This is a genomic window from Sporosarcina sp. NCCP-2222 (genome assembly GCF_023168145.1).
Lineage (GTDB): Bacteria > Bacillota > Bacilli > Bacillales_A > Planococcaceae > Sporosarcina.
The window spans coordinates 177,772-193,256 of the sequence record NZ_BQYK01000005.1 but is presented as its reverse complement, the minus strand read 5'-3'; the positions used below and the strand labels follow the sequence as shown (position 1 = coordinate 193,256).

Genomic DNA, 15,485 nt, shown 5'->3' with positions numbered 1-15,485 from the left:
TAACCCGCACGGAAAGTTCCAAGATAGTGGAACATACCGCCGTGATTTTTGTATAATAGGAAGGCTGGCAATTGCCATGAACGTACTTGTGCAAGGACAAGTCAACTAGGAGAGGGTTTATGATGACAAACGATAATTTCTGGCTCGATTTACCGAAGCCGTTTTTTATATTGGCACCTATGGAAGATGTGACGGATGTGGTGTTTCGCCATGTCGTAAGTGAAGCGGCCCGGCCGGATGTGTTTTTCACGGAGTTTACGAATACGGAGAGCTTTTGTCACCCGGAAGGAATCTTTAGCGTTCGCGGCCGTCTGACATTTACTGAAGATGAGCAGCCGATTGTGGCGCATATTTGGGGGGACAAGCCGGATCATTTCCGTGATATGAGCATCGGGATGGCGGAGATGGGCTTTAAAGGCGTGGACATTAATATGGGCTGTCCAGTGCCGAACGTTGCTTCGAAAGGGAAAGGCAGCGGGTTAATCAATCATCCAGAGACGGCAGCAGAAATCATTCAGGCTGCGAAAGCAGGCGGATTGCCAGTCAGCGTGAAAACGCGTTTGGGCTACACCGAAGTCGACGAGTGGCGGGATTGGCTGACACATGTATTGAAGCAGGATATCGCCAATCTTTCGATCCATCTGCGCACACGAAAAGAAATGAGCAATGTCGATGCACACTGGGAATTGATTCCGGAAATTAAGAAACTGCGGGATGAGATTGCACCGCACACCATGTTGACAATCAATGGAGATATTCCAGATCGCGAAAAGGGCATGGAGCTCGCATTGAAGTATGGCGTGGATGGTGTCATGATCGGACGGGGGATTTTCAAAAACCCGTTCGCCTTTGAGGTGGAGAAGCGCGAACATAGCCCTGAGGAATTGCTGGATCTCTTACGGCTGCATCTTGACTTGTTTGATAAATACTCCGACGAACTAGAGCCGCGTCCATTCAAACCGCTGCGCCGCTTTTTCAAGATTTACGTGAAAGGATTCCGGGGAGCGAGCGAGCTGCGTCATCAATTGATGGATACGAGCTCAACGGATGAAGTGCGGCAGATGCTCGCGGAGTTTCAGTCTAAAATCAATCTGACTGAGCCCATAGAAGAATAATTGGTATACAAGAAGCCAGGCAATCCATGAATGACAACTCACGGAGTGCCTGGTTTCTTTTTCACTTTGAAACTTTGCCGGACTCTATTCGTATCCATTACTACGGAGGGAGGGGGATGAGATGAAGAAGAAACGTGCAGCGGTGACAGAAGCAGATAACAAAAGAAGGCAGCGGGTGTCATATGGCATTTTAATTGTCACGGGTGTTCTTATTTTGCTGGCAACCGGTTTTATTTCATGGAATTGGCTTATTGAAAAAGATTTATATAAAGCGTTCGTTATTAATTTCGTTGGAACCTCTCTTCTCATTGCGGGAGGAGTAGCCCTTTGTGTATTTTTTCTCCATCTCATTGCTATAATCGTCTTTAAAAATCCGCAGCAAATTAAAAAATCTTCGGTTGCGAAGTTTGCGGTTGGCGGGATTATTACTTTATCCATAGTCATCTTCCTACTTTTTTGGGGTGTCAATGAAGCAAGAAAATCACTAGAAGATATGAACGCATATGCAAATGCCGACTGGCAAGTAAAAGACTTGGGTGTAACGGATGTATATAGGGGATCGAAACCGTCGAAAATCATCCTTATTAATACAGCTGAAGGGGAAATGGTCTTGCATTGGGAGAGATTTAGGGTGCAAAAAGGCCAGACCTACCGTTTTGCTTATTTAGATGCGACAAAAACCATTATTAACGTTGAATTAATACAAGAATAAGGAAATGCCAGGCACATATTCAGTGCCTGGCATCTTTTAGGTCTTTCCGAGGAAGCGGAGCCGATCGGCGTCCTCCTGAACGTCTAGACTTGAGCATCCTTCTAGTTATTGAAACAAGTTGATGGTCGTAATAATAATCGGCATAGCGAATACATCAATGAGAAACGCGCCAACGATTGGAACCACTAGGTACGCTTTGCGCGAAGGTCCAAACCTTTCGGTAACGGCTGCCATATTAGCCATAGCATTCGGCGTCGCGCCGAGCCCATGTCCCGTAAAGCCGGCTACCATAACAGCGGCGTCGTAGTTTTTGCCAAGCAGGCGGAATAAAACAAAGATGCCAAACAAGACAATAAAGACGACTTGTACAAAGACGATGACGAGCAACGGAAGAGCAAGTCCAGCAACTTCCCAAAGCTTGATGCTCATGAGTGCCATGGAGAGGAATATACCTAACGTAATGTCTCCAATTAAACCAACGCTCTTCATATGAATAGCCTTTGGGTTGAACTTATCGACAATATTCCGCACGATGACGGCGACAAACATCGCGCCAACATAACCCGGAAGGACAAATCCGGTAGCAGAGGAGAACAGGTCACCTAAATACGTGCCAAGTGCCATACAGAACGTAATTAGCAAGATTTGCGTAAAGAACGTGTTCGTTTGAATTTCTGCTTCATCTTTTTCAACGGAGAATTCTCCAGCCATTTCATCTGTTTCTGTCGGTTTCAAATTGTATTTGGAGATGAGAAACTTAACGACAGGCCCTCCAATGAGTCCGCCGGCTACAAGCCCAAATGTGGCGGCCGCTACTCCGATGGACAGAGCCGAATCGATGCCAAGATCTTCGACTGTTTGGCCAAACGCAGTGGCAGCGCCATGTCCTCCTTCCATGGAAACAGCTCCTGCCATCATCCCGATGAGTGGGTGAATGTTAAAGAGTGAGGCCATGGAAACACCGATGACGTTTTGCATGAGGGCCAAAAAGCCACAAGCGAGCCAGTAAATGATGAGGAGCTTCCCGCCGAGCTTAACGAGCTTGAAGCTTGCGCCAAGCCCGACAGTTGTGAAGAACGTCAGCATGAAAAGGCTTTGCAGAGACGTATCCAATGAAAAAGTGACGAGCCCTGCCGCTTTGCAAACGGTTGCGAGAATGGCAAATAGCAACCCCCCGACAACAGGAGCCGGTATGCAGAACTTCTGCAATACGCCGACTTTATTGACCAGTAGACGGCCTAATACAAGCAAGGCGATTGCCAAGAAGATTGTAGTTACTTGGTTTAATTCGAGTGTCATCTATTATTCCCTCCCTAAAAAGGCCATGATGGCTTCATTCACAAAATATGCACCGAGTTTAACGGTACGGTTGTTTTCATCCACGAGCGGGTTGACTTCCGAAATGTCGAATGAAAGCGTATTCTTTTTGGAGGTAACAGTACGAATGATGTTACGTACGACGAACGGATCCAGTCCAAATGGAGAAGGGGCACTGACGCCAGGGGCAAACGCGGCGTTTAATACATCCGTGCACAACGTCAGCATGACGTAGTCGTGGTTTGCTATGAATGACTCCAACGTGCGAGTGGTGTCTTCCATTGAGTTGTTCGTCATATCCTCTTCATGCACATACGTGACACCGAGCTGATCCGCTGTATCGAACAGTTCCTGCGTGTTGCCGTAACGCTGGATGCCGAGCACTAAGTAATCGCTGTTCATATCATGCTCCAAAATTTGCTTAAACATTGTTCCGGATGAAGGCTGTTCCTCGTAGGAACGCAAGTCGAAATGTGCATCGATATTAATGATGCCAAGTGTCGCTTCGCTTCCAATGAATTTTCGAATTCCGAGATAGTGGCCGTATGCTGTTTCATGTCCGCCGCCAAGAACAACCGGAATCGAACCGTTCGATAGCACTTCTGCTACAGCATCGCCTAACTCGCCTTGTGCTTCTTCCAAACGTTCGCCTTCACAGATCACGTTTCCTATGTCCGCTACGCTTTTTCTTTCATCCATCCGCCAAGGCAATTTTGCAAGCTCAGCCCTCATGGCATTCGGTCCAGCAGCTGCACCTAAACGTCCTTTGTTCCGACGAACGCCTTCTTCACATACAAAGCCGATAAGTGCACATTGTGAATCCGCTTTCTTTACAGCTTCAAATTCAATGATTTGATGATAACGGAAACTTGCTCTATTGGAATCATGGTCTGTACGTCCTGTCCATATCGTTTTATCCACTTTACTTCGCATTGTATTCACATCCCTTTCAAAGGCTGAAAATTCCTTCTAGATTCAATTATAAATGCTATACTTATAAATACTAATATGTAATTTCTATGATACGATAGCTTGAAACTATAAATAGGTAGGTGAGAAATGAAAATGGATTTGAAACAGTTAACGTATTTTGTCACGATCGTTGAGCAGAAAAGCTTTTCGAAAGCTGCGAGTGTTCTACATATATCACAGCCCTCTCTAAGTAATGCCATAAAGAATTTGGAAGACGAGGTAGGATTTAAGTTGCTTGAACGCAATACGCGGAACATCGGACTTACAGAATCTGGACAGTTGCTATATGAACGAGCCCTCCACATTTTGCTGGACATGAGTATATTGGAAAAAGAAATGCAGGAAGCGGGTCTAGTCGGGAAAGGCGAACTTCGATTAGGCATGATTGAGTCTGTGAAACATTGGATTCCTAAAGTCTTCCGGAAATATGAAGAGACATTTTCCGATATGAATTTGTTTCTCACCGAAGTCCTTAGTGGGGAAGACGTGAAGCGTTCCTTGCGGCAATATAAATGCCATGCGATTATTACGAATCAGTTAATTAATGAAGAGGATATTCAAACGGTGCCCTTATACAAGGAAAAGCTCGTTCTCGTCCTGCATGAAAACCATCGGCTCGCTAAACAGGATACGATTGAATTGAGTGACTTGGTAGACGAACCATTTATCATTACGAGCCTCGGGTTCCAGACGAGGGAAAACGTCTTGGAGACGTTCATGGCTAAAAACATTTCGCCTTATATTAAGTATGAAGTGGAACGCTTCGAAACTGCTTTGAGTCTCATTCTCGAAAATCTTGGGGTTTCGCTGATCCCTGAAAATTACTTGGCGGACCGCCATAATGCTAGTCTCGTCCATAAAACCATCGCCTCGCCATCTTTGGAGCGGACCGTCTATTTAACGTATTTGAATGACCGGTATATGGCGCCAGCGATTGGTGCTTTCATTGATGAAACCATTTCCTTTTTTCGGTGAGGGTTCGTAGCCATACGACCGAAATCGCCAATAGGCCAACTAGTTTGATACAATTAAGTAAAATTATGGTAGTTATGCAAAGGCATATGATGGATGTCAATTAAGCCAAAGGAGGGGTTGGATGTTACAGCGAGTCATTCAACAATTTAAATTGAATGTGGTCTCAATTAACGGGGTTGAAGATTCCCATAGTTCAACAGTTTATAAATGCAAGTTGCATAACGGTGAAAATATATTTTTGAAAATACCTTACACAAAATTGAAGTATCTGCGAGAGTTGGAAGCTTATGAAATTTTAAAAGACAGAGTTTCAATTCCTCAGATGTTGGATTATTGGCAAGGTGATGAAGAGTGTCCCGGTGCATTCGTTTTATCTGAATTAAAAGGACGGCCGTTAACAAATAACTATGTTCCCACAATTGCTTATCAGGTTGGGATTCTTCATGCCTCTATGCATCAAATACAACCACCTGCTGCCTTAAAATTAACCGGTATCCAAAATGAATTTCCGAACTGGTCAAATTTTGTGGAACGTCAATTTTATAGTTTTGCTGAGGATGTAAAGGAAGTTTTGAATGAGGGATTATACCGAAAGGCCATTGAGACGTTCGAGAATATGAAACTGCAGCTCCCTCCTTCAGATGGCCCGAGTTTTGTGCATATGGATTTTCGTCCGGCCAATATAATTGTGGATGAAGATAAAGTGACAGGCATGATAGATTTTGAAAGTGTACGATTTGGCTCAACAGAAATTGATTTTACTAAACTGTATCGTGATTTTTTGAGCTTCGATTCTAGTTTGTATCAGTCCTATCAAGAAGGCTATACAACCATAAGACCATTAATTGATCTAGAAGTTGTGTTGCCTTTTTATCGATTTACAGATGCATTTAATAGTATTGGCTGGTGTAAACGCCGTGGAATTGAAAAGCATGCTGCCTTTTTTGAGGAAAATCTTTCAATTCTTAAGAAAGTAATACTATAAATCACAAAAAGCTTTAGCGAGGGGAGACACTATTGAAAGTCAGGCTATCGGAGTATGATGAAAATTGGGGTAGAATGTTTGAAGAGGAAGCTCGATTTTTGAGTGAAGTATTCGGGGATGAAATAATCAGGTTTGAACATTTCGGAAGTACCTCTGTTATGGGTATGTCCGCAAAGCCTGTTATCGATATGATGTGCCTAGTTAAAGACATTGTAGCAATTGATAGGTTCAATGACGAAATGCGTCTGCTTGGATATGACATGGCTGGAGAATGGGGCATTCCAGGCAGGCGATTATTTCGCAAAGGTGGAGAGAACAGAACACACCATATCCATGTCTACCAGATTGATAATCCCCAAATTAAACGACATTTAGTTTTTCGGGATTATTTGAAGAACCATCCCGCTGAAGTGGAAAATTACAAGTGTTTAAAAGAAGAATTGGCTCAAAGATATGATGATACCGCTCTATACAGTAAAGCAAAAAAAACTTTCGTAACAGAAATGGAACAACGGGCATTGAAATGGTTTGGAGGACAGGTAGATTAGGGTGATTTAATCTGAATGTGAGTTTCCGGGGTATTGTCTATAGCCAAAATACTCCTTGTCTCTACATGGCAATTCGGTCTGGTGAAGCCAACTAGACTCCGCTATAATAGGTCAGTGCTCCAATTTACAAAACAGGTGAAGCCTTGTATAACGGCAGCCGATGAATAGAGATGACAGATGTTTAGGAGGTAAGATTATGACCGTTACTATAGGAGAAACGTTAGTCGCAAATGTCCACCGTCTGGATAAGAAGGGGAACGGACAAGCGGTACTATGGCGGGAGAGCGAGCAGGGCAGCAATCCGAAAAAGCTGAAGCTGACAATTCCGCAGACATTGCCGGGCGAAACGGTGCAAGTGGTTGTGGATCAGCCGGAAAAAAGAAGACGAAAGGCATTGCCAGAGGCGATTTTGAATGCAAATCCAGAACGCGTTGAAGCGCCTTGTCCGCATTTCGAGCTTTGCGGCGGTTGTGTTTGGCAACATTGGTCGTATGAAGGCCAGCTGAAGCATAAGACGGCCCATGTACAAGAAGCGCTGGAGAGTGTAGGATTGGATCCAGCTCTCGTGCTGAACACGATCGGCATGGAGAACCCTTGGCATTATCGCAATAAAATGGAGTTTACCTTTTCGCCGGAAGGGGATCTCGGCCTTCACGAGCAAGGAAACTTCCGCAAGATCATTCCGCTTGAAACTTGCCTGATTGCAGGCCGGAATATGGTAGATGCTTCGATGGAAGTAAGCAAATGGGTGAAAGAGCATCAGCTGAATGGTTACAACAAAGACACACACCAGGGGCTGCTTCGTCATTTAATGGTCCGCGAGTCATTCGCGACAGGCGAGGTCATGCTGGCATTGTTTGCAACAGCAGCTCCTGCTGGTGATTTGGCAAATGCAGCGGAGGATCTCATTGCTAGAATTACGGCAAACTATCCGAATGTGAAAAGCCTGCTGTGGCTCGTCAACACCGATTGGGCGGATCGTACGCAGTCGGAGGAAACCTTTGTCTTAGCAGGACGCGACTTCATTTACGACGAACTTGGCGGCTATCGCTACCGTCTCTGGTTCGATACTTTCTTCCAAACCAATCCGGTTCAAGCGCAGAAGCTCGTAGATTTGGCACTCGATATGGGCAAGCCGCAGAAAGATGAAAAGATGATCGACCTGTTTTGTGGTGTCGGGACATTCTCCCTGCCATTTGCTGCGCGCGTCAAGGAACTTGCCGGTATTGAAATTGTGGAGACATCGATTGAATCCGCAAAACGGAATGCACTCGATAACGATTTGCACAACACGACCTTCCTCGCTCGAGACGCTCGACGGGGCATCGACGAAGTGCACGAAAGCTGGGGCCTCGCGGATCTCTTGCTCATCGACCCGCCGCGCAGTGGAGCCGGTGGTAAAGTAATGCGCCGAATAGGCCGCGCACAACCGAAACGGATTGTCTATGTATCATGCAACCCGGATACATTCGCAACAGACGTAGCGGAATTACTGCCGTTTGGCTATACGCTGGAGACTGTGCAGCCTGTGGATTTATTCCCGCATACGGTGCATGTGGAGTGTGTCGCCCTCCTCATTCTAAAAGAAGAGAACTAAGCCTTTAAGAAGACAGCTAACCAGTTGTCTTCTTTTTCGTATCAAACGGTGCTATCTCTGTCTGGAAGGATAGGTTTTACCTTATCGGACGACCACGAAGGAGGGATACAGTGAGTATGCCTCGACATCAACTATTTGTGCATCGTTACAGTTGATCAGCCAATGCACACAGAGTAAGAATAGGCAGAAGATAATTCAGCGTCATATCTGGTGGGGTTATTTGGATATGGCGGAATTTATGGGGTGGAGGGCGTTATTCGTATTAATTGGTTTGCTCACCATTAATCCAGTATTCGTTGTTTATAGGAGTGTACCTACTATTAAGGAGCAAGAACCAGTCACGATTGGTATGCAATTATCCATATTAAAAGATAAAAGGATTGTGCTAGCGGTGGCAGTAACGTTGTTTTATGTAGGTGGTTATTCCGCATTATTCACCTATTTAACACCATTCTTACAAGCTTCAGCAAGTCTCACAATTGCAGAAATTAGTGGTATTTTATTACTTGCGGGAGTTCGCAGCTTCATCGGCTCTAGCATTGGAGGGATAGCTGCGGATAAAAAAGGTCCAAAGTTTACGATTATTGCTGGACTACTATTACAAATACTCATGTTGATATTACTGGCAATCATCGGAGGGAATCTAATCGGCATTGTTTCCGTTATCATGATTTGGATGATAGCTACATGGAGTACTTCTCCAGCCCAGCAGCTATATTTAGTTACGTTGGTACCAAAATCTCCTGATATCGCTTTGAGTGTGAATACTTCATTTATTCAATTTGGATTTGCCCTCGGTTCTGGAGTAGGGGGGTCTTGTGATAAGTGGCACCTCTGTATTGAATCTGAGTTGGGTCAGTGCTGTTACAGTTGCTCTCGCTTTCCTAATGACCTTAATATTAGTTTCTTTTGAACGAAGCTCTAGTAGTAAGGCATTGATGGGGAATATCTAGTTTTGCAGAATAGTTCAGAGATGCGGTAACAAATCCAGCCACCGCAATTGATAAATAAATTCTATTAAACTAGTAATGTTAGTAAAAGAGACTAAAGACTGCTATAATTGCAAACGGGCAACGACAAGAGGGGTTACTAACAAAAGTTCATAATGCCCACGGCGAAATCGTTTTTCGTCTTTGCAATCAAGGGAACTGGTTTAGATCGGCTTTTTTGGTGCGAAACATGAGTTAGTAAATATATCTTTTGAAAAAGTATTTAAAAGGAGAATACTATTATGAGCGGTTATAACGCAGTATCAGCAAGAAACACGAAAAATGCTCCAAGTAACGGTCTATCTTCACATTCTGCAGCATTCTCACATTACAACAATCTTTCAGCTCAATTGCCAATTGATCCGAAGACTGGCGAATTGGTAGCTGGCGGTATCAAAGCACAGGCTGAACAATGCTTTGAAAACATCAAGGCCATTGTCGAAAGCATCAATCATGTAATGAGCGACATTGTAAGAATCTCTGTTTTCGTTAAGGATATCCAAGACGTTGACGCTGTTGATGAAGTGTATAAAACATACTTTCCAACTTATGTTCCTTCCCGTACAACAGTTGCAGTTGCAGATCTTCCTAAGGGTGCGTCTGTTCAAATTGAAGCACTTGTTTCACACGGCGAAGGTACAATTCCAAACGCCCCACAAGCAGGCGATCTGATCAAGCTTACAAACAACACGGCTAATGCACCAACAAGCCCTCTTTCTACACAGACTGTAGCGTTCTCTCACTACAACAACCTTTCAGCTCAATTGCCAATCGATCCAAAGACTGGCCGTTTGGTAGTTGGCGATGTTAAAGAGCAGACTGCACAGTGTTTGAAAAATATTAAGGCGATTCTGGAAAGCATCGACGTTCCATTTGACGATATCGTTAAAATCAACGTCTTCCTTACAGACTTGGCTAATGTGGAAGCTGTAAATGAAGTGTATTCGAGATTCTTCCCAGATTCATCAATCGCTAGAGCTGTAGCTTACGTTCCTGCACGTACAACAGTTCAAGCTGCTGCATTGCCATTTGGCGCTTCTGTTCAAATTGAGGCAGTTGTATCTCATGGTGACGGTACACCGCCACAGGCTATTGAAGACAGACATGGTATCGTGATCTGGGCGAACAACACTGAAAACGCACCACAAGATTCACTTTCTACACAAACTGTAGCATTCTCTCATTACAACCACCTTTCAGCTCAATTGCCCTTGGATCCACAAACGGGTAAATTGGTAGCTGGTGGTGCAAAAGAGCAGGCTGAACAATGCTTGAAAAATATTAAGGCAATCGTAGAAAGCATCGACCACGCTTTGGAAGATGTCGTGAAAGTGAATATCTACTTGAAGAATATTGCGGACATTGATGCTGTAGATGAGGCTTACAAAACATTCTTCCCACAAGGTACTCCTGCAAGAAGAGTAGTTGGCGTCTCAGCTTTATCTGAAGATGCTTTAATCCAAATTGATGCAGTAGTATCAAACGCTGAAGGAACACCTCCAAAAGCATAATAGGCTAGGGGGCTGCCTCAAATGATACTTGAGACAGCTTTCGATATTTAACAGTGAAGTTGAAAAAGCATCTAGATTTTGCCGATGATGGCAGAAATCTTGATGCTTTTTTAGTTGCCGAGTATAACAATATGGACTCCCGGGACTTCGTTGCTGTTGTTAATCTTCCTTTTTTATATTTAGGAAAGTACTAACTGTTTTTACATACTCACTCTTCGGATATTTCTTATATAACTCGCTCGACAATCGAATGGGGTCACCGAAAAAGTACCGTTCGTATTGGGTTTGTCTTGTTCCGAATGAGCTCATCGTCAGATCCCACGCTAACCGGAAGATTTTGACCCGTTCCTCTGCGGTCTTCGTGGCTCCTTGAAGATATAAATCGAGGTCACTTCGTATGGCCGATTGAAAGGCATTTTCGGTTGGCAGATTAATCATTCCGCTTGCACCGATCAGCTGGATAATTTCGGTGAATCGAGGATAGATTTTAGGGAAGATGGTTCCTGCAACTTGAAGCGGGGAAAGTTCAGGGCGCATATACCCCCATTCATCTACCGCTGCATTGTTTTCCGACTTCACCAGCAAAGCTCTCATTGTTTCGAGGCCTGTGATGATTTCGGACATCTTTTCTTGAATATGCGGGTATTCGCTAATTTTAATTGTTTGGACCAGAAGCTCAGCAATCCCTAGGATGAACTCTGTTTTAACAATTTGGCGAGTGACAACTTGATGTTTCGTAAAGGCATGGAACGAACTTTGAACCGGGAACTCTTCAGCTGCTATGGCATTGTTGTAATAAAATACTCTATTCCACGGAACTAAGACATGATCAAAGACAACAATGGAGTCCATCTCCTCAAACCGCGAGCTTAACGGGTGATCAAAAGAAGATGTTCCACCGATGAAGCTATCTCTACAAATGAATTTGAGCCCTTTCGTATTCGAAGGAATCGAAAAAGCGAACGCTTCGTCTTCATTAAATAGAAACTTCCCAACGCTGAATACTAATACCTCATCTGTTAATCCGCCCTGCGTCGCTAGCAGACGAGCGCCTTTAATAATGAGTCCCTTTTCATTTTTCTCAATAACTTTTGCAGCGATGGGCTCATCGGTATTTTCAATATAGATTGCTGAACGATTCACTTGTGGCGAAATGAAGGTGTGAGTAAAGGACAAGTCTTTTTCCCGGGCCATTTCATAAAATGCTTGCAGGTGATTGGGGAAACAGTAGTCTTTGTTAGTGAAAAAAGAGGCTGAAGAAGCGAAACTCATAAGCACCGTGTTTAAATAGTCTGGGGTTCTCCCCATAATCCCTCCTGAATATCGAGCCCAACGTTCCATCATTTTTCTTCGTTTGAGTAGGTCCTCTTTCGTTTTTGGCTGCAAATAGGAAAGGCCGATGCGTTCTCCGGATTCCGGTGAAATATATGTCATTTCGTCAATGAATCTAGGGTCAAGCTGCATGTCATAAAGAGCCGCTTTCGACTGAATCAATCCCTTGAAGGCAGGATGTTCAGAGATTAGACCCTTTACTTTTTTACCGTCGTACCAAATTTCGTTATGTAACTGATTTAATCGGTTTATATAATCATTCCCGTTGATCGCTCCCATATTCCACTCTCCATTTTTAAACAAGTGCATCATCTTTTATAAAATTACTCTATGAGTATATAGCTTGTTTATATACCTTTTTCATGGCTGTGGTTGGAGTATCTATTTGGTGAGCTCCGTTTGCAAGGACTAGTGTTTTCCGAGTAAAAGGAGACCCATATCGATTCTGGACCACTTATGCGCGGATGCAGTGAGCTTATGCTCGGTTTTGCCTGGGTTATGCTCGGTTACGGGAGTAGTATGCTTGGCTGTGCTAAGTTATGCGTACTTGAAGAGGATTTATGCGCGGTTGCACGAAAAAGTATAAATGGCGTATTCTTTGTGCGACTACCATTTCTGGTGAAATCTTTGAGTATAATAGTAGAGAAGGAAGAGGGGGAAATGGGATGGAGCAATGGTTAAATGTCCAGACGCTAATTTGGCTCTTTCCGATCGTGTTTGTGCTACATGATCTGGAAGAAATCATAATGGTTGAAAAATGGATGGCGAAGAATTCTAATGTCATTTATGACAAGCTGCCAAAAAAGTTGGCTGACCGGGTGATGAAACAGTTTTCTATGACAACGGCCCAATTCGCCGTAGCGGTCGTTGTTATTTTTCTATTTGTCAGTAGCTCCACTTATTTGGCGAGCCAATATGTGAATGAAGGGCCGATTGGCAGCATTTATTTCTTTACTACCATGATCACCGTTTTCTTTGTCCATGTATTTACGCACATTGGCCAGTCCGTTCTTCTTAGATCCCTGACACCTGGCGTGGTTACTTCTGTTTTCATTGTGCTTCCTTATACGTTGATTTTGTACATAACCTTGTTTGAGCATCGAGTGATTACTTGGAATACGATTTTTATCAGTTTGCCTTTCATTATATTCATCATTCCCGTTGTGCTGTTTGCTCATTGGGTAGGGAAAAAAGTAGTCTAGAATTGCGGTATTGACAGACAAATAGAACTTTTTATTTCACCGTAATTTCCAGTAGTAAAGGACCATGCTTTTCTGCTACACTATAAAAAAATACTTTAAGCCGGTCCTGTGAGGCCGAAAAGAGTAGCTGAATAGCCGTGTTGATTTGAATTCGGGATGGTGGAGAGAAGATCGTCTGCTGAGTTCAAATATCGATATCTTGTTTATTCATGCCCTTTTGTCCTTGCAGAGACGGAAGGGTATTTTATTTTGCCTGAACCTAAAGGCAGCTCTTTTTAAACCGGTTCTGTGAGGCCGGTAAGGGGAATTGGATCAATCCATTCTTTCAAAAAGAGGCGCAGTACATCTTGAGTACACTGGAGGAATACTGAATGGATTATCGGAAGAAGACGGTTGTGGCGTCGGTTACAGGTTTGACGCTGGAAGGCATGGACATCATGTTTATCTCATTTGCCATGTCGTTGATCATTGCAGAATTTCACATCGACCTTGCGACAGGCGGGTTGATTTCATCAATTACGAATATAGGCATGCTGCTCGGCGGTATTGTGTTTGGCGTGCTGGCGGATAAGTATGGCCGCGTAAAAGTGTTTACGTATACGATTATTTTGTTTGCGGTCGGGACAGCGTTGACGGGACTTGCGACAAGTATTGAGCAAGTGTATGTGTTCCGGTTTATTGCCGGAATTGGTGCTGGTGGTGAGTATGGAATCGGGATGGCGCTTGTAGCAGAGGCATGGCCGAAGAATAAGCAAGGACGTGCTTCCTCTTATGTCAGTGTCGGTGCGCAATACGGAGTTATTTTGGCAGCGTTGCTCAGCGCTATGATTTTGCCGGCTTTCGGATGGAGAGCGTTGTTCTTTGTCGGCGTACTGCCTGTCATCTTCGCTTTTATCGTCCGCAAGAATTTGGACGAATCGCCAGAATGGCTTGCTGCACAGAAAATGAAAAAGACAACTAAAGCGGATAAAGGCAAGCTGCTTCAGTTGTTTGAAAATCCAAGAACGACTTGTACAACACTTGCGCTGATCCTCATGGCGACGGTGCAAATTGCAGGCTACAACGGCTTGATGATTTGGCTTCCATCCATGTTGCAGAAGTCGCAGGGCTTGTCGGTTTCCGGTTCTGCGCTTTGGACAATCAGTACGGCAGTCGGCATGATTATCGGGATGCTGACGTTTGGCCGGATTATGGACCGATTTGGAGCGAAGCGTGCGTACGGTATGTTCTTACTTGCTTCTGCATGCGCAGTGTTTCTGTATGCTAGTGCGACAGGCGCTGTCATGGTACTCGTAGGCGGAGCCATTGTCGGTTTCTTCTCAAACGGAATGTTCGCAGGGTATGGTGCCTTGATCGGCAGCTTGTATCCAGTGGAAATCCGGAGCACAGCGACGAATACGATTTTCAATATCGGACGGGCAGTCGGTGGATTTTCTCCGATCCTGGTCGGCTATATTTTGCAAAGCTACGATATGAAAGTGGCGATGCTTTACTTAGCAGGCTTGTATTGCATCTCCTTCGTAGTGATGCTGACGGTGAAAAGAGCGAGTGCTCAAAAAGTTACTGAAGCGGTTGCTTAACAAATAAAAATGCCAGGTACTCATAAGGTTTGAGTGCCTGGCAATTTTTTTTTTTCATAGGTAAGGATTCTCCGCGAAGGGACCGATTGTTGACATTCTCGTCAGCTGCTTGGCCATATATGAGGGGGTGTACGGCATATCATTTCGCAGCCACCACATAATGACACCCAAATAGGCGGTTGTAATATATGCAATTGAAATTTCGACCGGCACGGTAAACTCGGTTCCGTCATCGATCATATGCTGTGAGCCTCTTCTGACTAAAATTTCAATGATGTCTTTGACGGACTCGGTAAAGTAAGGCGCTTTTTCATTGACGAGCATTACTTTGTAAAAACGTTGCCTGTCCATTAATTTATTGAATAACCGAACAAAGATCGGATGCGGGTTTTCGCTGTCGTATTTGAATTCAATCTCATTGACTTGAACGCAAACCCGTAATTTTTCCAGCGCATCCTCCAGCATTTGTTCGAGCAATTCATCCTTATCATAGTAATGCAAGTAGAAGGTGGCCCGATTCAAAGTGGATCGTTCGGAGATTTCCCGAACTGTGATCTTTTTATACTCCTTTTCTTCCATCAGTTCTAGCAGTGCCTCTTCAAACATCGCTTTTGTTCTTTGGATCCTTGGATCGATTTTACTAGACAATT

Annotated in this window: 13 protein-coding genes and 1 pseudogene; 10 read left to right on the top strand and 4 right to left on the bottom strand. The window is 44.1% G+C overall.

Annotation, left to right across the window (positions count from 1 at the left end; translation table 11 throughout):
- The first annotated feature begins 119 nt into the window (after positions 1-119).
- Positions 120-1,115 (top strand): tRNA dihydrouridine synthase, encoded by a 996-nt coding sequence (locus tag NCCP2222_RS12800; RefSeq protein WP_248512739.1) that lies wholly within the window; start codon positions 120-122, stop codon positions 1,113-1,115.
- A 121-nt stretch (positions 1,116-1,236) separates the two neighbouring features.
- Positions 1,237-1,827: a hypothetical protein gene (locus NCCP2222_RS12795; RefSeq protein ID WP_248512738.1), complete on the top strand. Its 591-nt coding sequence runs from the start codon at positions 1,237-1,239 to the stop codon at positions 1,825-1,827.
- A gap of 105 nt (positions 1,828-1,932) precedes the next feature.
- Here NCCP2222_RS12795 and gltS read toward each other — a convergent pair whose 3' ends face one another.
- Together gltS and hutG are read right to left on the bottom strand one after the other, a co-directional pair.
- Positions 1,933-3,126 (bottom strand): sodium/glutamate symporter, encoded by a 1,194-nt coding sequence (gltS, locus tag NCCP2222_RS12790; RefSeq protein ID WP_248512737.1) that lies wholly within the window; start codon positions 3,124-3,126, stop codon positions 1,933-1,935.
- A gap of 3 nt (positions 3,127-3,129) precedes the next feature.
- Complete coding sequence (hutG, locus tag NCCP2222_RS12785) at positions 3,130-4,077, bottom strand: formimidoylglutamase (RefSeq protein WP_248512736.1); 948 nt, start codon at positions 4,075-4,077, stop codon at positions 3,130-3,132.
- A gap of 132 nt (positions 4,078-4,209) precedes the next feature.
- On the opposite strand from hutG, the gene NCCP2222_RS12780 reads away from it, so the two are divergent.
- From NCCP2222_RS12780 to NCCP2222_RS12755, 6 genes and pseudogenes are all read left to right on the top strand, one after another.
- Positions 4,210-5,091 carry a LysR family transcriptional regulator gene (locus tag NCCP2222_RS12780; RefSeq protein ID WP_248512862.1) on the top strand — a complete coding sequence of 294 codons (882 nt, stop codon included), beginning with the start codon at positions 4,210-4,212 and terminating at the stop codon, positions 5,089-5,091.
- A 121-nt stretch (positions 5,092-5,212) separates the two neighbouring features.
- On the top strand, positions 5,213-6,076 hold the full coding sequence (locus NCCP2222_RS12775) for a phosphotransferase family protein (protein ID WP_248512735.1): 864 nt from the start codon (positions 5,213-5,215) through the stop codon (positions 6,074-6,076).
- A gap of 32 nt (positions 6,077-6,108) precedes the next feature.
- A complete protein-coding gene (locus tag NCCP2222_RS12770; protein ID WP_248512734.1) occupies positions 6,109-6,624 on the top strand; it encodes a GrpB family protein in 516 nt (171 codons plus the stop codon).
- A gap of 196 nt (positions 6,625-6,820) precedes the next feature.
- Complete coding sequence (gene rlmD, locus NCCP2222_RS12765) at positions 6,821-8,221, top strand: 23S rRNA (uracil(1939)-C(5))-methyltransferase RlmD (RefSeq protein WP_248512733.1); 1,401 nt, start codon at positions 6,821-6,823, stop codon at positions 8,219-8,221.
- A gap of 241 nt (positions 8,222-8,462) precedes the next feature.
- A pseudogene (locus tag NCCP2222_RS12760) lies at positions 8,463-9,174 on the top strand (MFS transporter); the annotation flags it as partial.
- 278 nt (positions 9,175-9,452) lie between these two features.
- Complete coding sequence (locus tag NCCP2222_RS12755; protein ID WP_248512732.1) at positions 9,453-10,721, top strand: RidA family protein; 1,269 nt, start codon at positions 9,453-9,455, stop codon at positions 10,719-10,721.
- Between the two features lie 159 nt (positions 10,722-10,880).
- On the opposite strand, the gene hpaB is transcribed toward NCCP2222_RS12755, so the two are convergent.
- Positions 10,881-12,332 carry a 4-hydroxyphenylacetate 3-monooxygenase, oxygenase component gene (hpaB, locus tag NCCP2222_RS12750; RefSeq protein WP_248512731.1) on the bottom strand — a complete coding sequence of 484 codons (1,452 nt, stop codon included), beginning with the start codon at positions 12,330-12,332 and terminating at the stop codon, positions 10,881-10,883.
- Positions 12,333-12,718: 386 nt separating this feature from the next.
- On the opposite strand from hpaB, the gene NCCP2222_RS12745 reads away from it, so the two are divergent.
- Together NCCP2222_RS12745 and NCCP2222_RS12740 are read left to right on the top strand one after the other, a co-directional pair.
- A complete protein-coding gene (locus NCCP2222_RS12745; protein WP_248512730.1) occupies positions 12,719-13,255 on the top strand; it encodes an HXXEE domain-containing protein in 537 nt (178 codons plus the stop codon).
- Between the two features lie 371 nt (positions 13,256-13,626).
- Positions 13,627-14,835: an MFS transporter gene (locus NCCP2222_RS12740; protein ID WP_248512729.1), complete on the top strand. Its 1,209-nt coding sequence runs from the start codon at positions 13,627-13,629 to the stop codon at positions 14,833-14,835.
- A 54-nt stretch (positions 14,836-14,889) separates the two neighbouring features.
- On the opposite strand, the gene NCCP2222_RS12735 is transcribed toward NCCP2222_RS12740, so the two are convergent.
- Positions 14,890-15,483: a TetR/AcrR family transcriptional regulator gene (locus tag NCCP2222_RS12735; RefSeq protein ID WP_248512728.1), complete on the bottom strand. Its 594-nt coding sequence runs from the start codon at positions 15,481-15,483 to the stop codon at positions 14,890-14,892.
- Positions 15,484-15,485 lie beyond the last annotated feature (2 nt).